20 protein-coding genes and 1 pseudogene are annotated in these 25,530 nt (G+C 66.1%); 7 read left to right on the top strand and 14 right to left on the bottom strand.

Going from position 1 to position 25,530, the window contains the following annotated elements; genetic code table 11:
• Positions 1–2: 2 nt before the first annotated feature.
• The 6 genes and pseudogenes from ACAM55_RS15585 to ACAM55_RS15560 form a co-directional block, all read left to right on the top strand.
• Positions 3–1,085 (top strand): annotated as a pseudogene (locus tag ACAM55_RS15585) (glycosyltransferase family 4 protein); the annotation flags it as partial.
• 150 nt (positions 1,086–1,235) lie between these two features.
• Positions 1,236–1,850 carry a sugar transferase gene (locus tag ACAM55_RS15580; protein ID WP_369656408.1) on the top strand — a complete coding sequence of 205 codons (615 nt, stop codon included), beginning with the start codon at positions 1,236–1,238 and terminating at the stop codon, positions 1,848–1,850.
• 50 nt (positions 1,851–1,900) lie between these two features.
• On the top strand, positions 1,901–2,509 hold the full coding sequence (locus ACAM55_RS15575) for a NeuD/PglB/VioB family sugar acetyltransferase (RefSeq protein ID WP_369656407.1): 609 nt from the start codon (positions 1,901–1,903) through the stop codon (positions 2,507–2,509).
• 2 nt (positions 2,510–2,511) lie between these two features.
• Positions 2,512–3,690: a DegT/DnrJ/EryC1/StrS family aminotransferase gene (locus ACAM55_RS15570; RefSeq protein WP_369652430.1), complete on the top strand. Its 1,179-nt coding sequence runs from the start codon at positions 2,512–2,514 to the stop codon at positions 3,688–3,690.
• On the top strand, positions 3,687–4,076 hold the full coding sequence (locus tag ACAM55_RS15565) for a VanZ family protein (RefSeq protein ID WP_369652429.1): 390 nt from the start codon (positions 3,687–3,689) through the stop codon (positions 4,074–4,076). The genes ACAM55_RS15570 and ACAM55_RS15565 overlap by 4 nt, the downstream gene beginning before the upstream one ends.
• Positions 4,077–4,125: 49 nt before the next feature.
• Positions 4,126–6,120 (top strand): polysaccharide biosynthesis protein, encoded by a 1,995-nt coding sequence (locus tag ACAM55_RS15560; RefSeq protein ID WP_369652428.1) that lies wholly within the window; start codon positions 4,126–4,128, stop codon positions 6,118–6,120.
• A 66-nt stretch (positions 6,121–6,186) separates the two neighbouring features.
• On the opposite strand, the gene ACAM55_RS15555 is transcribed toward ACAM55_RS15560, so the two are convergent.
• The 10 genes from ACAM55_RS15555 to ACAM55_RS15510 form a co-directional block, all read right to left on the bottom strand.
• A complete protein-coding gene (locus tag ACAM55_RS15555; protein WP_369652427.1) occupies positions 6,187–8,451 on the bottom strand; it encodes a polysaccharide biosynthesis tyrosine autokinase in 2,265 nt (754 codons plus the stop codon).
• Complete coding sequence (locus ACAM55_RS15550; RefSeq protein ID WP_369652426.1) at positions 8,448–8,882, bottom strand: low molecular weight protein-tyrosine-phosphatase; 435 nt, start codon at positions 8,880–8,882, stop codon at positions 8,448–8,450. The genes ACAM55_RS15555 and ACAM55_RS15550 overlap by 4 nt, the downstream gene beginning before the upstream one ends.
• A complete protein-coding gene (locus tag ACAM55_RS15545) occupies positions 8,879–11,833 on the bottom strand; it encodes a YjbH domain-containing protein (RefSeq protein WP_369652425.1) in 2,955 nt (984 codons plus the stop codon). The genes ACAM55_RS15550 and ACAM55_RS15545 overlap by 4 nt, the downstream gene beginning before the upstream one ends.
• A complete protein-coding gene (locus ACAM55_RS15540) occupies positions 11,830–12,375 on the bottom strand; it encodes a YjbF family lipoprotein (protein ID WP_369652424.1) in 546 nt (181 codons plus the stop codon). The genes ACAM55_RS15545 and ACAM55_RS15540 overlap by 4 nt, the downstream gene beginning before the upstream one ends.
• Positions 12,376–12,581: 206 nt before the next feature.
• Positions 12,582–12,866 carry a hypothetical protein gene (locus ACAM55_RS15535; protein ID WP_369652423.1) on the bottom strand — a complete coding sequence of 95 codons (285 nt, stop codon included), beginning with the start codon at positions 12,864–12,866 and terminating at the stop codon, positions 12,582–12,584.
• A gap of 370 nt (positions 12,867–13,236) precedes the next feature.
• Positions 13,237–14,580 carry a four-carbon acid sugar kinase family protein gene (locus ACAM55_RS15530; RefSeq protein WP_369652422.1) on the bottom strand — a complete coding sequence of 448 codons (1,344 nt, stop codon included), beginning with the start codon at positions 14,578–14,580 and terminating at the stop codon, positions 13,237–13,239.
• Positions 14,577–15,848, bottom strand: coding sequence for a ribulose-bisphosphate carboxylase large subunit family protein (locus ACAM55_RS15525; protein ID WP_369656406.1), 1,272 nt, complete (start codon positions 15,846–15,848; stop codon positions 14,577–14,579). Before ACAM55_RS15525 ends, ACAM55_RS15530 begins: the two co-directional genes overlap by 4 nt.
• 8 nt (positions 15,849–15,856) lie before the next feature.
• Positions 15,857–16,396: a VOC family protein gene (locus ACAM55_RS15520; RefSeq protein WP_369652421.1), complete on the bottom strand. Its 540-nt coding sequence runs from the start codon at positions 16,394–16,396 to the stop codon at positions 15,857–15,859.
• A 37-nt stretch (positions 16,397–16,433) separates the two neighbouring features.
• On the bottom strand, positions 16,434–18,329 hold the full coding sequence (locus tag ACAM55_RS15515; protein WP_369652420.1) for a TRAP transporter large permease subunit: 1,896 nt from the start codon (positions 18,327–18,329) through the stop codon (positions 16,434–16,436).
• A 6-nt stretch (positions 18,330–18,335) separates the two neighbouring features.
• Positions 18,336–19,355 (bottom strand): TRAP transporter substrate-binding protein, encoded by a 1,020-nt coding sequence (locus ACAM55_RS15510; RefSeq protein ID WP_369652419.1) that lies wholly within the window; start codon positions 19,353–19,355, stop codon positions 18,336–18,338.
• Between the two features lie 114 nt (positions 19,356–19,469).
• Here ACAM55_RS15510 and ACAM55_RS15505 point away from each other — a divergent pair, with 114 nt between their 5' ends.
• A complete protein-coding gene (locus ACAM55_RS15505) occupies positions 19,470–20,534 on the top strand; it encodes a LacI family DNA-binding transcriptional regulator (RefSeq protein ID WP_369652418.1) in 1,065 nt (354 codons plus the stop codon).
• Positions 20,535–20,553: 19 nt separating this feature from the next.
• On the opposite strand, the gene hpaI is transcribed toward ACAM55_RS15505, so the two are convergent.
• The 4 genes from hpaI to ACAM55_RS15485 form a co-directional block, all read right to left on the bottom strand.
• Complete coding sequence (gene hpaI / locus ACAM55_RS15500; protein WP_369652417.1) at positions 20,554–21,357, bottom strand: 4-hydroxy-2-oxoheptanedioate aldolase; 804 nt, start codon at positions 21,355–21,357, stop codon at positions 20,554–20,556.
• 29 nt (positions 21,358–21,386) lie between these two features.
• The gene (locus ACAM55_RS15495) at positions 21,387–22,856 is read right to left on the bottom strand and encodes an NAD-dependent succinate-semialdehyde dehydrogenase (protein WP_369652416.1); all 1,470 of its coding nucleotides are present in this window, start codon (positions 22,854–22,856) and stop codon (positions 21,387–21,389) included.
• 155 nt (positions 22,857–23,011) lie between these two features.
• Positions 23,012–24,535: a UxaA family hydrolase gene (locus ACAM55_RS15490; RefSeq protein WP_369652415.1), complete on the bottom strand. Its 1,524-nt coding sequence runs from the start codon at positions 24,533–24,535 to the stop codon at positions 23,012–23,014.
• On the bottom strand, positions 24,535–25,530 hold the full coding sequence (locus ACAM55_RS15485; protein ID WP_369652414.1) for a tripartite tricarboxylate transporter substrate binding protein: 996 nt from the start codon (positions 25,528–25,530) through the stop codon (positions 24,535–24,537). Before ACAM55_RS15485 ends, ACAM55_RS15490 begins: the two co-directional genes overlap by 1 nt.

The following is a 25,530-nucleotide window of genomic DNA, read 5'->3' as shown; positions in this document are numbered from 1 at the left end:
CCATGGCCACTCGTGTATTGCTGCTGACGCAATGGTTCGATCCCGAACCAACCTTCAAGGGCATTGTGTTCGCGCGCGAGCTCGTGCGGCAGGGCTTCGAGGTAGAGGTGGTGACAGGCTTTCCAAACTACCCGGGTGGAAAGGTGTACCCCGGCTACCGCATCAAGTGGCTGCAGCGCGAAGTGATAGATGGCGTGCAGGTCACTCGCTTGCCGCTATACCCCGACCACGGCCAGTCCGCCATCAAGCGTGTGTTGAACTACGCGAGCTTCGCAGCCTCCGCGTTCGTCTATGGCTTGTTTTTTGCCAAGCGCCCAGCGGTGATGTATGCCTACCACCCGCCGCTGACGGTGGGTGTGGCGGCTGGGTTGATTCGCCTTCTCCGCCGCATTCCTGTCGTCTATGACATCCAGGACATGTGGCCGGACACCTTGCGCGCAACCGGCATGCTCAACAACAACCGGGCTCTGGGCATCGTGGCATCGGTCTGCCAATGGGTCTACAAGCGTGTAGATCACATTGCGGTGCTTTCGCCCGGCTTCAAGAAGCTGCTGGTGCAGCGCGGTGTGCCTGAAGCAAAGATAGATGTGATCTACAACTGGGCCGACGAGGCTTCGTTGAAGGCGCCTAGCGGTCAATTGCCAGCAGCGTTTCCAACGGAAGAGAAGTTCCGCATCCTGTTTGCCGGGAACATGGGCAAGGCACAGGCGCTCGATGCCGTTTTGAACGCGGCTGTGCTGCTGCAGCAACGCGGGTCGCGTGTTTGCTTTGTGTTGCTGGGCGGCGGCGTGGAGGTGAGTCGTCTTGTCGAGCGGGCTGCGGACCTGCACCTGGGCAATGTGGTGTTCTTGCCGCCGGTGCCAATGGCCGAAGTTGGAACTCTGCTGAACGCGGCCGATGCCTTGCTGGTGCATCTGCGCAAAGACCCGCTGTTCGAAATCACCATCCCCTCAAAGACCCAGGCCTACATGGCGGCCGGCAAGCCTTTGTTGATGGCGGTAGATGGCGATGCTGCCAGTCTGGTGCGCGAGTCTGCTGGCGGGGTAGTCGCTGCGTCTGAAGATCCGCAGTTGTTGGCGGCCTCCGCCGAAGCTTTGGCGGCCATGGCCCCGGAGGCCCTGGCTGAAATGGGAGCGAAAGCCCAACGCCACTATCGCGAACATCTGTCGCTGCAAATCGGCGTCGAGCGTTTCGGCGCGCTCTTCAATCGGCTGGGTGCCGCAAGGACGTTCGACGTGAAGCGCGTGTTTGATGTCTTCTTGGCCGCGGCGGCATTGCTGCTGCTTGCCATCCCTCTTGCATTCTTGACCTGGCAAGTAAGCCGCAAGCTCGGCAAGCCGGCCTTTTTCCGTCAAGTACGGCCGGGGCGAGGAGGGCGGTCTTTCGAACTGGTCAAGTTCCGCACCATGACAAACGCGCGCGACGCCAACGGGCAGTTGTTGCCTGATGTCGAGCGGCTCACGCCATTCGGCCGCTTCCTGCGTTCGAGCAGCCTCGATGAGCTGCCCGAGCTATGGAATGTCCTCAAGGGCGAAATGAGCTTGGTGGGACCGCGCCCCTTGTTGACGGAATACATGCCGCTGTACTCGGCGGAGCAAGCGCGACGCCATGACGTGCGCCCCGGCATCACCGGTTGGGCGCAGGTCAATGGCCGCAACGCGCTGAGCTGGGAAGAAAAGTTCAAGCTCGACGTCTGGTACGTCGACAACCGCACGCTGTGGCTCGACATCAAGATACTGTGGCTCACGGTGCGCAAGGTGCTGATGCGCGATGGGATCTCTGCGGCAGGCGAGGCGACCATGCCACGTTTCACCGGCTCTGCTGCCGCCTCGCCTGGAGGTGAGTCGTGACACAGCCCTTGTTCGCCGTCTACGGTGCCAGCGGCTGCGGCCGGGGCGTAATGCCGCTGGCGCGCGCGCAACTGGCGCGGCAGGGCATCGCCGAGGCGCGGCTTGTTTTCATAGACGACGCTCCCGCGGCAGCAGTGGTCAATGGCCAGCGGGTGCTGCGCTACGTGGAATTTCTGCAAGAAGAGGCGAGCGAGCGTTACGCCGTGCTGGCCATTGCCAACAGCAAGGTGCGCGAGCAGTTGGCCGTGCGTTGCCATGCAGATGGCGTGCGCCCCTGGACGGTGAGCGCGGACAACGTGGTGCGCATGGACGACGTGGTACTGGGCGAAGGCGCGGCTCTCAGCCCGTTCGTCACCATCACTTCCAACATTCGAATCGGTCGGCACTTTCACGCCAACCTTTACAGCTATGTCGAGCACGACTGCGTGATCGGCGATTTCGTCACGTTTGCGCCGAGTGCCAAGTGCAACGGCAATGTGGTCATCGAAGACCACGCCTATATCGGCTCGGGCGCCGTCATCAAGCAGGGCCAGCCCGGAAAGCCTCTTGTCATTGGGCGCGGTGCCGTGGTCGGCATGGGCGCCGTGGTTACGCGCGACGTGCCGGCCGGCGCCACGGTGGTAGGCAATCCGGCTCGTCTCTTTTCTCCCAAAGGTTGATTGTGCTGAATACCTCGTTCTCTCCCTGGCCCAGCTTCACCGCCGAAGAGGCCGAAGCCGTGCAGCGCGTGCTGCTCTCCAACAAGGTCAACTACTGGACCGGGCAAGAGTGCCGGGAGTTCGAAAAAGAGTTCGCCTCGTGGTCGGGCACCACGCATGCGGTGGCGCTGGCCAATGGCACGCTGGCGCTCGATGTGGCGCTGAAGGCGCTGGGCATTGGCCCGGGCGACGAAGTGGTGGTGACGCCGCGCACCTTCATGGCAAGCGTGTCGTGCGTGGTCAATGCGGGGGCCACGCCGGTGTTTGCGGATGTCGATGCCGAAAGCGGCAACCTCTCGGCGGCAACCATTACGCGGGTGCTCACGCCGCGCACGCGCGCGGTCATCTGCGTGCACCTGGCCGGTTGGCCCTGCGACATGGATCCGATCATGGCGCTGGCCGAACAGCATGGCCTCAAGGTCATTGAAGACTGCGCTCAGGCGCATGGCGCGTACGACAAGGGCCGGCCGGTCGGTTCCATCGGGCATGTGGGTGCCTGGTCTTTTTGCCAGGACAAGATCATGACCACGGGCGGCGAGGGCGGCATGGTCACCACCAACGACGAATCGCTGTGGCGCGCCATGTGGGAATACAAGGACCACGGCAAGAGCCACGACGCGGTGTTCAACCGCGAGCACCCGCTGGGCTTCCGCTGGTTGCATGAAAGCTTTGGCACCAACTGGCGCATGCTCGAGATGCAGGCCGTCATCGGCCGTATTCAATTGCGCCGCATGACCGAGTGGACGGTGCAGCGCACGCGCCATGCAGAAGCGCTGTGGGCGGCCTGCCGGCCCTACGCAACAGTGCGCGTGCCAGAGCTGCCTGAAGACAGCGTGCATGCGCACTACAAATGCTATGTCTATGTGCAGCCCGAGCGGCTGGCACCCGGTTGGAACCGTGATCACATCGTGAATGCCATCCAGGCCCAGGGCGTGCCTTGCTATCAAGGCTCATGCTCGGAGGTGTACCTTGAAAAGGCTTTCGACGGCACCGGCTGGCGGCCGGCCGAGCGTCTGCCGGTAGCACGTGCCCTGGGCGAAACCAGCATCATGTTCCTGGTGCATCCCACGCTGACGGCCGCTGAGATCGAGTCCAGCTGTGTGGCCATCAAGCGGGTATTGAAAGAAGCGAGCGCCGCATGAGCTTGCACACTGCGCGCAGTTGGTTGCCTAAGCCTGGAGCCGCGATCTGGCGGTGGCTACTGGCGCTGGCCATGCTCGTGCTGCTGGTGTTGAGCCTGGCGCCGTCCTCACTAGCCTTGCCTACCACCGGCTGGGACAAAGCCAACCATGCCTTGGGTTTTGCCGTGTTGGGGCTGCTGGGTCAATGGGCTTGGCCGGGGCGCACGGCCATCGTCCTGACCGCATTGCTGGCCTATGGCGGGCTCATCGAACTGCTTCAATCGTTCACGCCCGATCGCGTTGCCGAGGCTATCGATCTGCTGGCCGATTGGGTGGGGCTGCTATTGGGCGCCGGCTTGGCGTTTTTGCTGGAGCGCCGGCGCCCCGCGGAGCCGGGGGCGCAATGATGGATTCACAGCATTGCCGGTTTGACGACCATTTTTCCAGGGGGTCTGCATGATCGATCGTATGGCTCAGCCCGTGTTGGCACTGCCGCGACCCGTAAAACGGGTGTTGGCCTTGTTGGTGGACACCGGCCTGTGTGTACTGTGCGTGTGGCTGGCCCTCAGCCTGCGCTACGAGCGGTGGATTGAGCTGACGGGTGCGCATTGGCTGGCGGTAGCCGGCGCGGTCATGCTGGCGCTGCCGCTGTTCGTGGTCTCGGGCCTGTACCGTGCAATCTTTCGCTATGCCGGCAGCGCGGCGCTGATGGCTGTCGCGCGCGCCTGCTCCCTGTTCAGCGTGGGTTATGTCCTCATATTTACCGCGTTCGGCGTCGAAGGCGTTCCGCGCACGGTGGGCCTCTTGGTGCCTGCGCTGCTGCTGTTCACGGTGGGCGCTTCGCGCCTCTTGGCGCGCTATTGGTTGGGCGGCCTTTACTCGCAGGTGCTGCGTGGCAAGGCGCTGCCGCAGGTGGTGATCTACGGTGCTGGCAAGGCCGGCCGCCAGTTGGCCGCGGCGCTCGCGCACAGCCCGGAGATGGTGGTGCGGAGATTTGTCGACGATTCGGTGCAATTGCAGGGCAGCACGCTCAATGGGCTGCCCATCGATCCGCCGTCCTGGCTCAAGGCCCACGCTGCCGCCGAGGGCATCACCGACGTGCTGCTGGCGCTGCCGTCGGTCTCGCAAGGCCGCAGGGCGCAAATTTTGAACGAACTCTTGTCGCTGCACCTGCACGTGCGCACGCTCCCTGGCATGGCCGATCTGGCGCAGGGCAGGGTGCAGGTCAAGGATTTGATGGAAGTCGACATCGAAGACCTGCTGGGCCGCGACCCGGTGGCGCCGGTCGAACATCTGCTGCATCGCCACGTGCGTGGCAAGGTGGTGCTGATCACCGGCGCAGGTGGTTCCATTGGCAGCGAACTGTGCCGCCAGATTGCGCAGTTGAGGCCCTCGGCGCTGCTGCTGGTGGAATGGAGCGAATATGCGCTCTACGCCATTCACCGCGAGCTTGAGCAACAAGCACCGGCGCTCAGCGTGGTGCCGCTGCTGGCATCGGTGAGCGATGCCGTGCGCATGCGCCAGATCATGAGCGTGTGGCGGCCCAATACGGTCTACCACGCCGCGGCCTACAAGCATGTGCCGCTGGTGGAGCACAACCCCGTAGAAGGCCTCATCAACAACACGCTGGGCACGCTCACAACGGCATTGGCGGCGCGGGACAACGGCGTCAGCCAGTTTGTGCTGGTCAGCACCGACAAGGCGGTGCGGCCGACCAACATCATGGGCGCAAGCAAGCGCCTGGCCGAGATGACGCTGCAGGGCCTGGCCCAGCAGAAGCCGCGCACCTGCTTTTCGATGGTGCGCTTCGGCAATGTGCTGGGCTCCAGTGGCTCGGTGGTGCCGCTGTTTCGCCAGCAAATCGAAGCGGGCGGGCCCATCACGCTCACGCACGAAGACATCACGCGCTATTTCATGACCATTCCCGAGGCGGCCCAGTTGGTGATCCAGGCCGGTGCCATGGCCGAGGGCGGTGATGTGTTTGTGCTTGAAATGGGCGCGCCGGTGCGCATCATCGACCTGGCGCGCCGGTTGGTGGAACTGTCGGGGCGCACAGTGTGCGACGCGCGCAACCCGGAAGGTGACATCGAGTTGTTGATCACCGGCCTGCGTCCCGGCGAAAAGCTGTATGAAGAACTGCTGATTGGCGACAACGCCATGCCCACCGCGCATCCGCGCGTGATGAAGGCGCATGAAGCCTGCCCGCCGTGGGCAGAGCTGGCGACACAGATCGATGAGCTTCGCACACTGCTTGCGCTCAACGACGTGCCCGCGATCAAGCGCAAGCTGCAGCAGCTTCTGGGCGGCTACCGGCCGCATGCGGAAGTGGTCGACTGGGTGCACCTGGAGCGTGAGCGCCAGAGTGGGGCGCTGCTGGCACCGGTTGCAAGCACGCCCGGTGCCGCGGCCCCAGTTGCTGCAGCCTCGCCTTCGGTGCTCGCTCCAGTCTAATCCGGTCTTTTGTTGGAGCGCCGGGGATGCCCCGGCACCATACAACCCGACTTCTGACCCGCGGCTTTACTCGTTGTACTTGTACTTCGTGTACCTGTAGCCGCCGTAGCGGTACCCTTGGCTGCCATAGTGGCGCCGCGTCAGGTCAATGCCGTTGAAGATCACGCCACTGACTGCCTTGCCACCGTGTGAAAGGCGCTTGGCGCTTTCGTTGAGTTCGCCAAGCTGGGTTTGATCCGCGCGTGCCACCAGCAGCACCGCGCCCATGTACGGCGCCACCGCGGCCGTGTCGGCGGCCACCAGCACTGGCGGCGTGTCGATGACGACCAATTCATATTGCGCGGACAGCACGTCGAGCAGGCGCACGAAGCTTTCCGACATCAGCATGTCAGCCGGATTGGTCGGCAGCTTCCCGGTGGTCAGCACGTCGAGGTTGGGCAGCACCTGCGGGCGGATCGCCTGCTGTGCCGAAAGCTCGCCGGCCAACAGTTCCGAGAGGCCGTTCTCGCGAGGCAGGCCAAACTGCTTGTTCAAGTGGCCTTTGCGCATGTCGGCGTCGATCAGCAGCACCCGCTTGCCGGCATGGGCCATGATGGCGGCAAAGTTGCCCGAAACAAAGCTCTTGCCAATGCCCGGCGTTGCACCGGTAATGAGCACGCGGTTGTTGCCGGCTTCCAGTGTGGCAAATTGCAGCGCAATGCGCAGGCTACGCAATGCCTCGATGGATGGGCTGTCCGGGTGGGTCACCGCCAGCAGCTGAATGCCCTTGGCACCTGCGGCAATGCTTTGGTCGAGGGCCATCTGTTCAGGCGTGAAGGGCACTACTGAATAGACCGACAGGCCGGTGTGCGCCTCGATCTCCTGTGGATCCTGAATGCCCCTGAAGAACCAACTGCGCATGAGGGCCAGTGCCGCGCCGGCCAAGAGGCCCAGCACCAGCGCCAGCGCCACGATCAGCAGCTTCTGCGGCTTGACCGGCTTCTTCGGCTTCACAGCCTTGTCGAGCAGGCGCACATTGCCGGTCTTGCCTTCTTTCACTAGGCGCAGTTGCAGTGCATTGTTTTGCAGCGACTGGTAAAGGCCGCTGTTCACCCGCACGTCGCGCTCGAGGCGCAGCGCATCTTGCTGCAGCGTGGGCATGCGGCTTACGCGTGCGTTGAGGCCGCCAATCTCTTTTTCGATGGCGGCAATCTGCCCATCGATGGTCTTCACACGCAGGTTGGCGTCGGCAAAGTGCGCGACCAGTTCGCGGCGCTTCTGCTGGGCTTCGAGCAGCTTGGTCTGCAGCTCGATGGTCTGGGCCAGCACGCCCTTGGCTTCTTCGTCGAAGGCCACGGTGCCGTTCTTGTTGCGAAAGTGCGTGTAGGCGTCTTCAGAGGCTTCGAGCTGGCGCTTGAACTCAGGCAACTGCTCGTCCAGGAAGACCAGCGTCTTCTGCGCTTCGGCCGCCTTGCGCTCGACGTTTTGCTGCACGTACTGCTCGCCAATGGCATTGAGGATACGGGAGAGTCGGTCGCGGTCGCTGTCTTCCAATACCACGCTGATCACGTTCGATTGCTTGCCCTGTTCGCCGAGCTGCAGGCGCTTTTGCAGGTCCTCGATAGTGCGCAGCTGCGAGGCGCGCGACACGACAAATTGCGCGCCGGGCTTGCCTTCGAGTTTGTCGATGAGCAGGTCGATGGCACCGTCTTCAAGCGCCTGGTGCAGTGGCTGGCCGACAGTGCCGATCAGTGGCCGTTTCAGTGCTTCGTGCGTCAGCGTGTATTTGCCTTCGCCTTGCGCGGTGATCATGAAGGGCTCGTCATCTTCAAGCTCCGGCGGCACGTCGAAGCGGGCAACGCCGATGCTTTCGTTGCCATTCACATATCCACCAATGCCAAAAAAGCCAGGATTTGAAAGCCCGTCGGCCCGCCGAGCCAGCCAAGTGCCGAGCACCGGCAGGTAGCGTGGGCTAGCATCGATATAGAAGTGTGTTTTTTCTACTGCCGCCCCAAGCACCATGCGCGAGCGGATGACTTGGATCTCACCGCTGGCAGGGGTCTTTACATCGAAGAGGCTGGACGCCTCGCCAAGGAAGCCCTTCGCATCGGGTGCAGCGTCCTCGACCTGAACCAGCAAGTTGGACTGGTAGATAGGGGTGGACACCAGCGCATAGGCCACACCGAGCACTAGCGCTAGCGCAGTGACGGCCGCAACCAGCCACTTGCGGTCGATCAGGATGTCGATCCATTCCGACAGGTTGATGTCGTCGTCGTACGTCGCTGCAGTCGAGGCCGCGGCAGGCTGGCCGGCGCGCGCGGCGTTGGAAGTGGTGACAGCAGGAGTGTTCATTTGAATTGCCGAATGCGTTCGGCCCAGGTCTTGACGCCAGAGTCGATGAGTTGGAGTGCGTGCTCGAAGGCTTCCTGACCCATGCGGTAGGGGTCGGGAATATTGAGCTTGGCGGTTTCGGCAAGGCGAAAGACCCTGCCGCGCGTCAGCGGATAGTTGTTCTCGATGTGTCGGCGCTGACCTTCGTCCATGGTGAGGATCAGGTCGGCCTCAACGCAAATGGATTGGGTGATCTGGCGCGCGCGGTGGTAGCCAAGGTCGAGCCCTCGCTCGGCCATCAACGCCTGGGCAATAGGGTCCGCAGGGTGGCCAATCAACGCACCTGTGCCGGCCGAAGACACGGTGATCTGCGGCAGGGCCTCGGCGAGCAGGGCTTCGGCCATCGGGCTTCGGCAGATGTTGCCTATGCAAACGACAAGAACGGAGTTCATGGGCTGCGATCGAAATTCAAGATGTTGTCTCCGGCACGAGGCTTTTTGTCTTCCGGCGGCGCAAAGTTGAAGGCGCCCCTGTCGCGCACGGAGGTCAGTTCATAAAGGGTATTGCTGCGGCCCAGGCGGGCGCCGCCATCGCGCGTGAGCGGCGACCATGCAAAGCTCAGAGCAAACTTGCTCGACCGGGGCAGCAGCGCATCCAGCGGAATCGAAAGATAAATGCCCTTGTCGAAATCGCCTTCGCCAAACCGCGCGGAAGAGACGTTGGTCTTGGTTGCATAAGCGCCAAGCACAAAACCGTTGTCAAAGCGGCGAATCACTTCAAGCGTCACGCCGCGGTCGCCCGCAAGGTACTGGCCCGCACTGATCTTTGCCATGACGCCGTTCCAGCCGGTGTCCCAATACAGGGTGGCGTGGCCGGTGGTCACCTTGTAGTCGCGCAGGCCAAAGTCCTGGTTGAAGTCGCGCTGCCGCACGCGGTTGATGTCGACGCCAAAGGCCACCGGCGAGCGCGCCGGCCGGTACATCCATTCGGCGCCGACGCCGGCAAACATGGATTCGAGCAGGCCGCCATACATGCTGTAGTAGTGGTTGCTCGACATCTGCCCCACGTGCGTGAGCTGCAGCGAGGGAATGGTGAAGCGCTTGGAGGTGACGTACTCGCGCTGGTAGGTGCGCACGCGCGGCAGGTCGCTGGGCGCGGTGTAGGTGAACTTGTCGTAGTTGTCGGCCAGGCGCAGGTTCACCGCGCCGCTGAGCCACGTGCGCGGGGTAAAGCGGTATTCGGCTGTGGCCTGAATGCCGAGCTGGTACAAAAGAAACGCGTCCGGCCCGCCAACGATCTGGCCATAGCTCGGCGCAATGCCAAAGGTGAGCTTGTCGCGGGGGCGCACCCAAGGGGCCTGCGTCTCGGTGGCGGCAGTCTTGGTGGCAGCGCCGCTTTCGGCAGTGTTGCTCTTGTCGTCGGGCCGGGCCAGTTCGGGTTCGTAGTCGCGTTTGGACACGGCGCGCGCGGCATGCGGCGGCAGGGCCTGGATGCGCACGGCCACCCATTCGGCGCGATCGATGGCCTGTGCATGCACTGCGAGGCCGCGCTCGGAGTAATGAAAGACAAAGCTCTTGATGGTGTCCGGCGCATCGTGGTGGAGCACCGCAATGGCTTTTTCCACGCGCGCGGTGCGGTAGACGGTGTTGCTGTCGCTCACCCACACATGCAGCACGTCGTCCTTGGGCGCAATGCGCTCGACGGTCCACTCGGTCAGTGCCTCGATCTCTGCCGCGGTTGCCGCCCAGCCGGGCGAGCGCTCGGCCGCCTGGGGCCTGAATTCCGGCAGCGGCCGGTCGGCCGGCTTGGGCGACTGCGACGCCGCCAGGTTGCTTGCCAGCGTAAGGCCAATCATGAACTTGTCGCCACGCTCGAAGCCGGCGGACAGCGTGACCTTGGGCGACACGCGGTACGCGAGGCCGATGTTGAAGGGCGAGCGCTGGCGCTGGTTGTTGTTCTGCGGCTCGCTTTGGTAGTCGTTGCCGTCGTACTCGAGCTTGAGCGTGAGCGGCTCCCACGGGGTGCGCCACTGCACGCCGCCAAAGAGGGCGGCCGGGCCACGGAAGAAGGAGCCGAAACGGGCCTGATTGCTGCTCGCGCTGGTGCGGGTGTCGAAGCGGCTGCCCAGCAGCTTGAAGGGGTTGCTGATGTTGCCGCTCGTGCCCAGGTAGCCCCACCCGATGCCAAGGCTGAAATCGAAGTCGTGCCAGCGCTTGCTGGCCACCAGGTACTCGCCGGAGAAAAGGCCGGTACCGCCAAGGTCGCGAAAGCCCAGCGCAAGCTCGGGCACGTGGGCGCTTTCCTTAAGCAGCCGCAGCTTGATGTCGATGCTCTTGTCCTTGTTCGACTGGCCGGTGGTGCTGGCTGTGTACGCGCGGTTGGAGATCGACGTGTAGCGAAAGCCCGCTTCCAGCCAGTCCAGCGGCTGGAACATGAAGTTCAGCCGCGTGTAGGGCCAGATCGACGTGAGCGAGGTGCGCATGTCGCCGGCCAGCCCCATGCGGGCCGTGGGCGTTTGCAGCAGGCCGGTTTCGCCCCAGTCGTTGCCGCTGATCTGGAGCGGGAGCGGCTGCGAGGCCACTGCCTCCGGGAGGGTGCCGGTGACGGTGGGTGCCGCGAACACGGCCGCGTTGGCGGCCGGGGGCGCATTGAACTCCTGCGGCGACGGGCCTTGCACCGCCAGGAACTTGATCATGCCTTCCGACAGGTTCGCCAGATCGGGCATGCGGCTCGGCGGGGCCCAGATCCAGGCGCCGGGCGAGGGTTCATCGGCGGGCTCGGCGGTCCAGGCCCCAATGCCGGCGCGCGCGGTGCGGCCGTCGGGCTGCGCGATCCAGGCCCAGTCGGCCTGGCCGCCGAGCCCGCAGGCGCTGAGGTAGTCGAGCACCGAGCGTCCGCTTTCGTGCGGCACACGGCAAAAGCTGCCGTCCGGCTGCACCACGGTCACCGTTCGCAGCGGGGCAGGCGGCACGGCGAGCCGCTGGCCTTCGCTGAGCACCGGGTCTTCTTTCGGATTCGCCTGCAGCCAGCGCGGATCGACGATGCCCAGTGCCACGCGGCCGGTTGCCGGGAGGCTGTTCAGCATGGCCAGGAGCCGCTCGCGCGGCGCGCGTTCTTCGGGCGAGGCCGATCGGATGGCTGCTTCGACGCCGACCAGCAGCGTGTCTTTCAGGAACTGCTGGGGGAGCACTTCCTGCGGCACCTGCCACGCCAGGCCCGGGCCGGCCGCTTGCTCGGGCTGGCGCAGGAGCCAGTCGCTGAGCCGCTCGCCCGGGCGCACTTCCGCGGCGTCGGCAGGGGCGCTCGATGCGGCGTGGGCGGGGGACATCATCAGCACGCTCGCTGCGGCCAGCAGAGTGAGGTGAAGTGGGTTGATGACCGTGCCGGGCGGAGGCGGGGTCATGAACCAGCGCTTGTCGAAGCAACGTCGGCTGGCACTGACGGATTCCACCGTTCGAAGCTCAAGCACAGATCACGGGAAAGGCACTGCTCGGAATAGACCACTTCGAGCCTGTCGCCCACCTGGGCAAGGCCAAAGCGGGCTGGCGGCAGCGAGGCCGAAGCCGGGCGCGTGCTGCTGCGTTCCTCGATCCAGCGCAGCGAGCTTGCCGTCCTGCCGGCGAGCATGCTGTCGGTGGGCGGCTCGATCGGCCGCTGTTCGATGTCGTCGCGTATGCCCGAGCGGTAGCCGGGCATCAGGTCGCGCTCGCGCTGAAAGCGCGTTGCCGCACGCTCGGAAGCGGTGGCAGAGGGCCAGGCGGGTGTGTTGAACAGGCGCACCGCGCGCCAGTCCGTCGCGAGGCCGGCCGTTCCCACAAGGCGCCCGTGGCGCAAGCGCACCGCTTCACCCGAGGCGCTGTACCAGACCTCTGTAGGACCTTCGGGGTGGGGGTCGACGTTTCCGAGCACGAGAAAGACGGTGCGGCCCTCGAAAGTGGCGCGCAAATAGCTGAATTCCGGACGAAATGTGTGGGAGTCCGAGGGCGAGGCGTTGTAGAGGTGCCGAGCCGTGGCAAGCATTGCCGAGGAGCCCGAAGAGCATCCGCCCAAAAAAAAGGATGATGCGAGTACGCAGCATCCTAGTTTTCGCACTGCGCCAGCGGTGCGTTGGACTCTCGCTGGGAACCCCCCCTTGCGGAGGGCTCCGGTCATTACCTGGTGCCGGTACTGCCGGTGGTTCCGGTCCCGGTGCCGCCTGGGCCGCCGGGAAGGATGAAACCGCCACCACCGCTACCACCACCGCCACCAGCGGCAGCCGCCAGCAGCACGCCGCCGCCAGCGATGAGTCCGACCTGTTGCCCCGTGAGGCTGCCACCGCCTGCTGCGCGCACGGCAGCAGCAGCGTCGACTGGCGGCGTAGGCAGTGTTTGGGCCAGTGCAGGCGCGGCCGCAAAGGCTGCGATGGCCATGGCTGCGATCAGGTGACTATGTTTCATGGATGTTCCTGTTCGGACGAATCTTGGAAGTGAACGGGGCGCTACAACTGCCAGTAACCTGCGATGCGCATTGTTACCCGTCAACAGGGCGAATGTTACCACTTTGTGAGAGAGGGGATAGGCAGAAATAGGTAACAGCGGGTGGGGGCGTTGCGCCAAAACGGCACCTCTGCCGCAGCTGGCAAGTTGCATCTTGAGGCTGACAATTCAAATAAAAATTAGAACTTCGGAATTCTTTTAAGCGTCGATTTTTAAGAATGGCAGGCAGTTGAATCGGAAGAATTGCCTTCTGTTGAAATTATTGGTTTCAATAAATGAACGAAGCTTTTCCTGGAATTGGGCGTCCCAGGTGGCCTGGGGTGCTTTGTTTTCACTGAAGCGGGCGGTCGGGCGCGCCGTGCACGAGGCGCTCGAACACATCCTCCGAGCCCATCTGGCCGCCCTTGAGCATGATCTCCATGCCGTCCAGCGCGGCATCGTCACTGTGAATCCGGCATAGCGACGCGCCGGCGCCCATGTCCGCCACGTAGGAAAGTGCCCAGGCATGGAGCGCCTGCACGGCGTGGCTCGAGGTGTCGCCTCCGGCGATGCCGATGCGTTGCAGCGGAACCTTTGCCAGCACTTTCGCCAGCAGGTCGCCTCCGGCGCGCGCGAGCGCCTGGGCGTCGACCTTGCCTTCCGTGAGTTCCTGTTCGGCGGGCCGCGTGCAGGCGAGCACATTGCGGCCGCGCGCGAGCCCCTGGGCGATCTGGTCCGCGTGGCGCGCCAGCGCGGCCGGGTCTCGTCGCGCAAGCCTGGGCGCATCGAGCCACACGGTATCGAAAGACCGTGCTGCCGCCACCTGTCGTGCCGTGACGGGTGACAGGCTCCCTGCGAGCACCAGCACGGGGCCGCGGGCTGGCGTCACGTGGCGCGGGTCGGCCTGCGCATCGCCGCGTGCGCCCAGCGCGGTCGCCAGCGCATCGACCACGCTGCTCGCGCCCACGGCAAGCAGCGTGGCGCGCCGGGCCTGTGCCCACAGCACTTGGCCGATGGTTGCCAGCTGCGGGGCATCGGCCACGTCGAACAGCACAGCCTCGGCGTGGGTGTCGGCGTCAGGGGAGGGCTGGCGCAGTGCGCGCTGCAGCGCCTCCTCGAGCGCGGCCGGGCCCTGCGAAACGGCCGTGAAAGGAACGGAGCGCACGTCGGCCAGGCCCTGCCTGGCCAGATGCAGCCGCAGGTCCGCCTCGTGCATCGGCGTGACGGGGTGGCGGCTCATCGTGGGATGCCGGTCGATGCGAAACACCTCGCCGCCCGCGCCCGCCGCGGCGAACAGGTTGCCAAAAAGGCAGTACCGCCCGAGGTTGGGTTGCCCGCCGACGATCGCGGTCCACGGTTGTTCGACGGCGCCGCGCAGCGCGCGCACGGCCGCGCCAATGGAGCCGATGTGCGGCGCGCTGTCGAAGGTCGAGCAGGTCTTGTAGTGCAGCACGCGCGCGCCGAGCGACCGGAACAGCGCGGCCACCGGCGCCAGCTCGCCTTGCATGGCGTTCGGCGTCATGGCGCGCGCCGCGCCTGCAATGCCCAGCACGTCGAGCGGCCCGGCTTGCGCGAGCCGCGCGGCGTCGGGCGTCTTCAAAAAGAGCAGGGCACGCAAACCGGCGCGCGCAGCGGTGCCGAGCGTGTCGGTGGCGCCGGTGAAATCGTCGCCGTAGTAGACGACTGCCGGATTCATGGCTTGCCGAAGAAGGCCAGTGCGCGGGCCAGTTCGGGCGCGCCGCGGGCGGCTTCTTCCAGCGTTGTGCCCGCGCGCGCGGCCGACCAGGCCTGGCAGATGCTGGTCACGCCGGCCGCCGCGCCATCGGGATGCGCGAGGATGCCGCCGCCGGCCATGAAGAGCAGGTCGTCGTTGCCGATGGCCGCCCAGGTGGCGGGCACCGTGCCCGCCCACTGGCCCGACGAGAAAGCGGGCATCACCCGGTCGTCCGCGGCATCGGTCAGCGGCGTAAAACAATCGCGTGCCGATTCGACGACTTCGCTGTCGGACTGCGAGAACTTGCCTTGCAGGCCGTGCACGTGCATGTGATCGACGCCGGCCAGTCGCCAGAGCGTTTGATAGGCCTGGAACGAAATTCCCAGCAGCGGATGCCGCGACAGCGCGCCGTAGCCGTTGCGATGGCCGTGCAGCGCGAGGCCGGTGTGGCGCCGCAGCGTCTGGATGCCAGAGTGCCCGCACCAGTTGAGGCTGGCCATCACGCACGATCCGCCCTCGCGTTCGACCAGGTCGGCATGACGCTTCATCGCATCGGTCTCGTCGGTGATGTTGAAGGCCACCATCACATGCTTGCCGGTGCGCTCCTGGTGCGCGCGCACCACGGCCATCACGGCCGGCACGCGCTCGGCGAGCGGCGCATGCGCGGGGTCGGCGCAGACCTCGTCGTCCTTGATGAAATCGACACCCGCAGCGCAGAGCCTGGCGACCAGCTCGGCGGTCTCGCCTGCGGACAGCCCCACGTTCGGCTTGATGATCGTGCCGACCAGCGCGCCGCTTGCCACGCCGGTGGCGCGCCGCGTGCCCGCGATGCCGGCGCGCGGCATCTCGAAGCGTGCGCGGTAGGGGGCAGGAAGCTGCAGCGATTCGAGCCGCAGGCCCGTCACTTCGCCCAGGTCGTAGAGGTTGCCCGACACCGTGGCCGCGAGCGTCGGCAGGTTGGCGCCGATGTTGGCCACGGGAAAGGAAATGTCGACATGCGCACGCCGCCACGGGCCGCGCGTGCCCTTGCGCTCGAGCAGCGCGTTCGGCAGGCTGGGTGCTTCGGCGGGCGCGAGCTCGGTGATGGCCTCGACCGTGGCGCGCGCGCGTTCGCGCAGCGCATCGGTCTCGCCCTCGACGCGCGTGAAGGTGCCGCACGATTGCTCGCCGGCCATCACCTCGGCCACGGCGGCCGGGTCCAGCGGCGTCTCGATGAGGTAGCGCGCGCGGATGCGTTCGGCGGACAGCATCGCCACGCTCACAGCTTGCTCAGGTCCGGAAATGGCCGCACCGGCTCGCTGCCGTCCCAGCCCTCGGAGGCGCTGCGGATCAGGTCGAACATCTTGCCCTTGGGTCCTGCGACTTCCGACAGTTCGATCACCGTGCCCGGGTGGTACTCGGTGTCGAAGTAGATGAAGCGCCCGCGCTCGCCCACCTCGCCGCTCATCACGGGCTTGAAGCCCTGTGCGGTGAGGCGCGCCAGGTCGGCGTCGTAGTCGGCCGTCCAGTAGGCGACGTGTTGCAGTCCGGTGCGTCCGGCCTGCAGGAAGTCGCGGTACATCGAGGGCACGTCGTTGCGCGTCTGGATGAGCTCGACCTGCACATAGCCCGAGTTGGCCAGCGCCACCGAGTTGTGCGGCTCGTGCGCCTCGCCCTTGTAGCGGTAGTTCTTGATGGGCACCTTCGGGTTGTAGAACCAGGGGCCCACGCCCAGCGTGGTGCTCCAGTAGTCCATGGCGGCCTCGATGTCGTGCACGACATAGCCCAGCTGGCGAATCTCGCCGAGGAATCGACTCATTGCGGTTGGCTCCGTTGGTGTGAGTGTGTTGTTGTGATCAGAACTTGAGAAAACCGGTCGAGAACCAAGGGAAGGCCGCCACGATCACCAGGCCCACCAGCATCGCGCCGATGTAGCCCCAGATGTGCTTGATGCCTTCGTCGGGGTTGACCTTGCTCACGGCGCAGGCGCCGTAGTAGCCCACACCGAAGGGCGGCGCGAAGAGGCCGATGCCCATCGCAAAGATCACGACCATGGCGTAGTGCACCTCGTGCACGCCGGCCGCCTTGGCAATGGGAAACAGCAGCGGCCCGAACAGCACGATGGCCGGAATGCCTTCGAGCACGCTGCCCAGCACGATGAAGGCGACGATCGACACCGCCAGAAAGCCGTAGGCGCCACCGGGCAGGGCGCCCATCACGCGCGCCAGGTCCTGCGAGAAGCCCGACTGCGTGAGGCCCCAGGCCATGGCCGTGGCGCAGCCGACGATGAAGATGATCGCGCCCGAGAGCGAGGCCGTGTCGACCAGCATCGGCTTGAGCCGCTTCCAGTCGAACTGCCGGTACACGAAGAGTCCGACCAGCGCCGAGTAGACGATGCCGATGGTCGACACCTCGGTGGCCGTGGCCACGCCCTCGACCACGGCGGCGCGGATCACGAAGGGCAGCAGCACCGCGGGCAGCGCGACCAGCAGCAGCTTGCCGATCTCGCGCTTGCTGTGGCGCTGCACACCGCGGAGGTCTTCGCGCCGGTAGCGCCACCACACCACCACGCACAGTGCGGCGCCCAGCACCACGGCCGGCAGCAGCCCGCCCGTGAAGAGCGCGGCAATCGAAATGCCGGTGACCGAGCCGATGGTGATGAGCACGATCGACGGCGGAATGGTCTCGGTCTGCGCCCCCGTGGCCGAGAGCAGGGCGACCAGGTCGCCGGGCTTGGCGCCGCGCTTGACCATCTCCGGAAACAGCACGGGCGCAATGGCTGCCATGTCGGCGATCTTCGAACCCGAGATGCCCGACACCAGGTACATCGCGCCGATCAGCACATACGAGAGGCCGCCGCGCACGTGGCCCAGCAGGCTCGCAAGGAACTGGATCATGGCGCGCGCCATGCCCGTCATCTCGATCAGCGCACCAAGAAAGATGAAGAGCGGCACCGCGAGCAGGATGAGGTGCGACATGCCCTCGTCGAGCCGGCCGACCATCACCAGCAACGGCGTGCGCGTGGTCAGCGCCAGGTAGCCGAAGGTGGCGAGCGCGAACGAGAACGCGATGGGCACGCCCGAGAGCACCGTGGCCGCCACCACCACCACGAAAAAGATCACCAGGTTGAACTTGCCGAGAGTCGCGAACAGCGGCGCGGCCAGCCAGAAGGCTGCCACCAGCGCGCCCATGCCGAGCACCGCGACCGCAATCTGCCGCCCGGTGCACACGCGCAAGAGGCGCAGCAGCGCCATCACCACCATGATGCCGATGCCGGCTGGAATGGCGGCGGCGCGCCAGGCGTTGCTGATCTCGAGCGCGGGCGTGACGATGAACGACTCTTCGTGCGCATAGTCGATCGACGGCCAGATGATCAGCACCAGGAACGCGACCGAGGCTGCGATGGCAAAGGCATCGAGCATGGCCCGCGTGGGCGGCTGCACCTTCTGCAGCAGCGCTGTCATGCGCATGTGCTCGCCGCGCCGCAGCGCGACCACGGCACCGAGCATCGACAACCACAGGAAGAGAATGGACGCGAGTTCGTCCGACCACACCAGCGGCGCATGGAACACGTAGCGCGACACCACGCCCGCGAACAGCACGCAGATTTCGGCCAGCACCAGCAGCGCGGCCACGGCCTCGACCAGCCCGCCGAGCACGCGGTCGGCGCGCCCGGCCATGCCGCTCAGTGCGTTGGCCGACGGCCCTGCGCCCACGAACGGGGCCGCTTCGAAAGTGGATTCATGCACCATGGGCGATCAGGCCAGCTTGCCGACAGCGCCTTCGAGCAGCGCCCACGCTTCGGGGCCGAAGCGGCCTTTCCACTCGCCGTAGAAGCCCGAGTCGCGCAGCTTGGCGCGAAAGCTGTCGGCCGCCGGCCGGTTGATGCTGAGGCCCTTGGCCTGCAGGTCGCCGACGACCGATTCGTTGAGCTTCCTGATGTCGTCGCGCTGCTGCATGCCGGCATCGTTGATGGCGCGTGCGACGATGGTCTTCAGATCATCGGGCAGCGCCTCCCAGGCGCGGCCGTTGGCAATGAACCAGTAGCCGTCCCAGATGTGGTTGGTGAGCGAGCAGAACTTCTGCACCTCGAACAGCTTGGCCACCTGGATGATCGGCAGCGGGTTCTCCTGTGCGTCGACGATCTTGGTTTGCAGCGCCGAATACACCTCGCTGAACTGCAGGCTCGCGGGTGCGGCCCCCAGGCCCTTGAACATCGAGATCGACAGCGGGCTCACGGGCACGCGGATCTTCAGGCCGTCCATGTCCTTTGCATTCGTGACGGGGGCCTTGCTGCTGGTGGTCTGGCGGAAGCCGTTGTCCCACATCTTCTCGAAAGCGTAGAGGCGCGACTTGGCAATGGCGCCGCGCACGTGTGCGCCGAGCTTGCCGTCCATCGCGCCCCACACCTGGTTGTAGTCGCTGAATGCGAAGCCCACCGCATTGATGGCCGCCACCGGCACCAGCGTGGCAATGACAAGCGCCGAGGGCGTGAAGAACTCGATGCCGCCAGAGCGCACCTGCGCCAGCATGTCGGTGTCGCCGCCGAGCTGGTTGTTGGGAAATATCTTGATCTCGACGCGGCCCTTGGTTTCCTTGGCGATGCGGTCGGCCGCCTCTTGCGCGCGGATGTTCAGCGGATGCGTCAGCGGCAGGTTGTTGCCGTACTTGTACGAGAACTCCGCAGCGCGCGCGATGCGCGGCAGGGCCGCCACGATGCCGGCGGCGGGGAGGGCGGAAAGCGTGCGCAGGGCACTGCGGCGGGTCAGCGATGTCATGTCTTGTCTCCGTGATGCGGTTGATGCAATCTGATGCATCCTTGTATTCGAGGCACAGTGAAGATAAAAGCCTGCATGATCCGGGTCAAACTTCGGCTTGATGGTTTTTGATGTATGCGGGATAACCCTTCACTGTCTTCTGCGCCTGTGGATGCGCGCCGTGCCCGCGTGGTCGACATTGCCCGCGCGGCGCAGGTGTCGACCGCCACGGTCGACCGCGTGCTCAACCGGCGCCCTGGCGTGCGCGACGCCACGGTACAGCGCGTGCTCAAGGCCGCGGGCGAGCTCGACTACCTTCCCGGCCCCGAGCTCTACGCAGCGCTCACGCCGCCGCCGCTCAAGCTGGTGTTCCTGCTGCCTGCCGGCACCAACCGCTTCATCCGCATGCTGGGCGACATGGTGGGCTATTCGCAGGAGCACTGGGCGCCGTTCAACGTGCAGTGCCGCACGGTGTTCATCGAGAGCTTCAACCCGCACGAGCTGGCGAACGCGCTGCGGCGCCATGGCCAGCGCTGCGACGGCATCGCGATGATGGCACTGGAGCACCCGGCGGTGCGCGAGGCCGTGGCGGCGCTGGCCGCGCGCGGGCTGCCGGTGGTCACGCTGATTTCCGATCTGTCGAACTCGGAGCGCGCCGCCTTCGTGGGGCTCGACAACCGGGCGGCCGGGCGCACGGCGGGCTATCTCATCGGCCGCTTCATCGGTGCGCGCGCCGCGAAGGTCGCGCTCATTGCGGGCAGCCTGAGCTACAAGGCGCACGAGGAGCGGGAGGCCGGCTTCCTCCACGTGATCGACGAGATGTTTCCGCGCCTCGAAGTGGTGGGCCTGCGCGAAGGGCAGGACGATGCCGGCAAGAACTACCGGCAGACGCGCGCGCTGCTGGAGCAGTACCCCGACATGGGCGGCATCTACAACATCGGCGGCGCGTCCGACGGCGTCGCGCGGGCGCTGAAGGAAGCCGGGCGCGAGCAGAAGGTGGTCTTCATCGGACATGGCCTCACGCCCGATACGCGCACGCTGCTGATCGACGGCAGCATGGATGCGGTAATCACGCAGAGCCCGCACACGACGCTGATGAACTGCGTGCGCATCTTCGCCAATCTGCGCGACAAGCGCGAGGCGCTCAGCGGCGTGGAGACCACGCGCAGCCAGGTGATCTTTCGCGAGAACCTTCCCTAGTTCTTTTCCGGAGCTGCGTTCAGTAGGCAGCGCGCGAGACGGGCTCCGCTGCGGGCGGCGCTCCGGTGAAGTCGGCGGCCAGCTTGCGGGCGGCGCCCGCATACAGCAGCACGTCGACGCCCACCGCGACAAAGGTGCAGCCCAGTTCCAGGTAGCGCCGGGCCAGCTTCGGGTCCGAGGTCAGCGTGCCCGCGGCCTTGCCGGAGGCCACGATGGTGCGCATCGCGGCTTCGATCGCGGCCTGCACCTCGGGGTGGCCGGGCCGGCCCCGGTGGCCCATCGATGCGGCCAGGTCGGCCGGGCCGATGAAGACGCCATCGATCCCGTCCACATCGCATATCTGCGCCAGGTTGGAGAGCGCCGCCACGGTTTCTGCCTGCACCAGCAGGCAGACCTCCTCGTCGGCGATGTCCAGGTAGTCGGTGCGCGAGCTCCACTGCGACGCGCGGCCCACCGCGCTGCCGACGCCGCGAATGCCCAGCGGCGGATAGCGCGTCGCCGAGACCAATGCGCGCGCCTGCTCGGCTGTGTCGACCATGGGCACCAGCAGGTTCTTGGCGCCAATGTCGAGCAGTTGCTTGATGAGTGCCGTGTCGCCCTGCACCGCGCGCACCACCGGCTGGGCGGCGTGGGGCGCCACGGCCTGCAGCGCGGCCAGTGTTGAGCGCAGGTCGTTGGGCGCGTGTTCGCCGTCGATCAGCAGCCAGTCGAAGCCTGCGGTGGCGCTCACCTCCGCCATGTACGGGTCGGCCATCGAGAGCCAGAGGCCGATCTGCGGCCGGTGTGCGGCCAGGGCCGTCTTGAAAGGGTTGTTGGCGGGCATGGAGTTCTTCAGTGGTGTTGCGTATGTTGTCAGTCCAGCTGGCCCTGGCAAACGTATTTGGTGTGCAGGTAGTCGTCGAGGCCGTGGACCGAGCCTTCGCGGCCGTAGCCTGAATCCTTCACGCCGCCGAAAGGCGCGGCCTCCGCGGCCAGCGCGCCTTCGTTGATGCCGACGATGCCGGCTTCCAGTGCGTCCGCCATGCGCCAGATGCGGCGAACGTCGCGCGAATAGAAGTACGCAGCCAGGCCGAAGGGCGTGTCGTTGGCCTGGGCGATCACCTCGGCTTCGTCGGCAAAGCGCGTCAAGGGAACGACGGGCCCGAAGGTCTCTTCGCATGCGCAGGCCATCGTGGCGTCGGCGTTCACGAGGACGGTGGGCGCGAAGTAGTTCGGTCCCAGCGCGGCCAGCCGCGCCCCGCCGGTGAGCAGGCGCGCGCCGCGGGCCACGGCGTCCTGCACGTGGCGCTCGATCTTTTCGATGGCGCGCGCGTTGATCATCGGGCCGATCTGCGAACCCGTGTCGCTGGCCGGGCCCACCCGCAACGCCGCGACGCGCGCTGCGAGCAAATCGGCAAAGCTGTCGTGCACGGCCTCATGCACGAACACGCGGTTAGGGCACACGCAGGTCTGGCCGCCGTTGCGGAACTTGGCCGCCATGAGGCCGTCAACCGCCGCGTGCAGGTCGGCATCCTCGAACACGATGAAGGGCGCATTGCCGCCCAGTTCGAGCGACAGCTTCTTGAGCGTGTCGGCCGAGCGGCGCGCCAGGTGCTTGCCGACCGGCGTGGACCCGGTGAAGGTGATCTTGCGCACGCGGGCATCGTCCAGCCATACGTCGACCACCTCGGGTGTGCGCTCGCGCGAGGCCGTGACGATGTTGAGCACGCCCGGGGGCACGCCGGCCTCCGCGGCAAGTGCCACCAGCGCCAGCGAGGTGAGAGGGGTGTCTTCGGCCGGCTTGCAGACCACGGTGCAGCCCGCCGCGAGGGCGGGCGCGATCTTGCGCGCGATCATCGCGGCCGGAAAATTCCATGGCGTGATGGCGGCCACCACGCCGACGGGCTCCTTGATGGCAAACATGCGCCGACCGGGCACCGGCGCGGGAATCACATCGCCGTTGGCGCGCGTGGCGTCTTCGGCAAACCACTCGATGTAGCTGGCCGCGTAGGCGACCTCGCCGATGCCCTCGGCCAGTGGCTTGCCCTGTTCGCGCGAGATGATGCGGCCCAGGTCGTCCTGATGCGCGAGCACCAGGTCGTTCCAGCGCTTGAGGATCTGTGCGCGCTGCTTGGCCGGCGTGCGGCGCCACGCGGGAAACGCGGCGTGCGCCGCATCGACCGCGGCCCGGGCGGCGTCCGCGCCGGAATCGGGCACCTGCGCGATGAGTCCGCCGGTGGCCGGATCGGTCACGTCGAGCGTGCGGCTGTCGGTGGCGGCGCACCATTCGCCGGCAATGAAGTTGGCCGTGCGCTGCAGTTCGGGGCGGGAGAGGGTGAGCATGTCTGTTTGCGTCAAGGATGGGTCAGAAGTCCAACGCGCTATCCGGCCAAGGCCAGGAACACCGCGGAACCGGCTTTGCCGGGCCGCCGGTGTTGCCCCCTTGAGGGGGGAGTCGAGCTACACGAAGTGAGCGAGGGACGGGGGTGGGTTTCAATTCAGCTCACGATGCCAAGGTGCCAGGGCACGAACTCGTGGTCGCCGAGGCCCAGCGTTTCGCTGCGCGTCCGCTCGCCGGAGGCGTGGCGCAATATCTGCTCGAAGATCTGTTGCCCCAGTTCGGGCACCGAGAGTTCGCCGTCGATCACCACGCCGCAATTGATGTCCATGTCCTCTTCGAGGCGCTTGAACATCGGCGTGTTGCTGGCCAGCTTGATGGTCGGTGCCGGCTTGCTGCCGAACATCGAGCCGCGACCCGTGGTGAAGCAGATCAGCTGCGCGCCGCTGGCGATCTGCCCGGTCACAGCCACCGGGTCGTAGCCCGGCGAATCCATGAAGACGAAGCCGGCCTGGTCGATCGGCTCCGCGTACTCGTACACGGCCTGCAGCGGCGTGGTTCCGCCCTTCATGGCCGAGCCGAGCGATTTCTCGAAGATGTTGGCCAGCCCGCCCGCCTGGTTGCCGTGCCCGACGACGCCGTTGAACTGTGCGTTCTGGCCCGCCGCATAGCGCTCCCACCAGGCCAGCCGGTCGAGCAGTTTCTGGCCGACCTCGGGCGTGACGGCGCGCCGCGTCAGCATGAATTCGACACCGTGGATTTCGGGTGTCTCGGAAAGAATGGCCGTGCCGCCGTGGCGCACCAGCACGTCCATGGCCGCGCCCAAGGCGGGGTTGGCCGTGATGCCTGAGAAGCCATCGGAACCACCGCACTCCAGCCCGATCTTCAGGTGGTTGGCGCCGACGCGGGTGCGCTGCGCGGCGTTGGCTTCGGGCAGCATTTCCTCGATGGCGCGAATGCCCGCCTCGATGGTGTGGCGCGTGCCGCCCACGTCCTGCATCACCATCGTGCGCATCAGGCGGCCGCGCTCGAGCCCTTGCGAGTCGACCAGTGCATCGACCTGGTTGCGCTCGCAGCCCAGGCCCACGATCAGCACGCCGGCCAGGTTGGGATGGCGCGCGTAGCCCGCCAGCGTGCGGCGCAGCACGTCGAAATGCTCGCTCGGCGAAGACATGCCGCAGCCGCTGGTCTGCGCAAAGGCGGCCACGCCGTCCACGTTGGGAAAGGCCGCCAGCCGCTCGGGCGTGAAGTGCGCCGCGATGCGCTTGATGACGGTGGCCGAGCAGTTGACCGACGACAGGATGCCGATGAAGTTGCGCGTGCCCACGCGGCCGTCGGCGCGCACGAAGCCCATGAAGGTGGCGCGCTCCGCATCGGACACGTAGGCCACCGGCCGCACGTCCTGGCAGAAGGCCGGATCGCGGTAGGAGTCGACCAGCGTGAGGTTGTGGCTGTGCACGTAGTCGCCCGCCTCCAGGTCGCGCGAGGCCACGCCAATGACGGTGTCGTACTTCTTCACCTGCTCGCCGGCCGCAATGGCGCGCGACGCGATCTTGTGCCCCGCAGGAATCTGCGCACGCGCGCGCACGCCGAATTCGGCAATCGTTTCGCCCAGGGCGATCGGGCTCTTGGCAACCAGCACGTTGTCGTGCGGGTGCAGGCGAAGCAGGGGGCTGTCGTTCATCAACCCTTCTCCATCAGTTCCTTGAGATTGAGCTTGCGGATCAGCTCGGTCTCCTGCTTGTAGACGGCTTCGACGTACTTCTGGTAGTCGGGGCCGTCCTGGTACATGACCGGCGCATCGATGCTGTCGGCGACCTTCTTGAATTCTTCGCTGTTCACCGCCACGCGGAACGCATCGCGCAGCTTTTTTTCCACCGCGGGCGGCAGCCCGCGCGGCGCGCCGATGCCGTTGGGCGCTTCCACCACCACGTCGTAGCCCATCTCCTTGAGCGTGGGCGTGTCCTTGAAGCGCGGCGTGCGGGCCTCGCCCCAGGTGGTGAGCAGGCGCAGCTTGCCGCTTTCCACGTGCGGTGCCCAGGAGCTGCTGTCGGCCAGCATGTCGACCTGTTCGCCCAGCACGTCCTGAAGCGCGGCGGAGCCGCCCTTGTAGGCGATGGCGTTGAACTTCACGCCGGCCGCCTGTGCGAACTGCTCCATGCCCACGTGCGTGGCGCCGCCGATGCCGGCATGGGCATAGGTGATCACGCCCGGCTTGGCCTTGGCCTGCGCCACCATGTCGCGCAGCGACTTGAACGGCGAACTGGCGGGCACCGCGATGCCGAAGGTCTGGCCCGAGGTGCGGGCCAGGTAGCTCAGGTCCTTGAGCGGATTGATCTGCACGGTGCCGATCTGTGCAAAGCGCGTCACGGAGATGGGAATCTGTCCGATCGTGTAGCCGTCGGGCCGGGCCGAAGCCAGCGCCTTGGTGCCGATCATTCCGGACGCGCCGGCGCGGTTCTCCAGCGCGATGGGCTGGCCGAGTTCGCGCGCGGCGATCTGGCAGATGGCGCGCATCGAGCGGTCCGCGGTGCCACCGGCGGGCCAGGGGCAGATGAAGGTGATGGGGCGGTCGGGATAGTCGGCGGCCAATGCGCGGCCGTGTACGGTGGCCAGTGCGGCGGCACCGAGGCCGCCCAGCATCAGTTGGCGTCGCTGCAGGGAGCGATTGAAGGTCAT

This window comes from Variovorax sp. V213 (assembly GCF_041154455.1).
Lineage (GTDB): Bacteria > Pseudomonadota > Gammaproteobacteria > Burkholderiales > Burkholderiaceae_C > Variovorax.
Note: the sequence above shows the minus strand (reverse complement) of the source record. Positions and strands in the feature narration are given on the sequence as shown.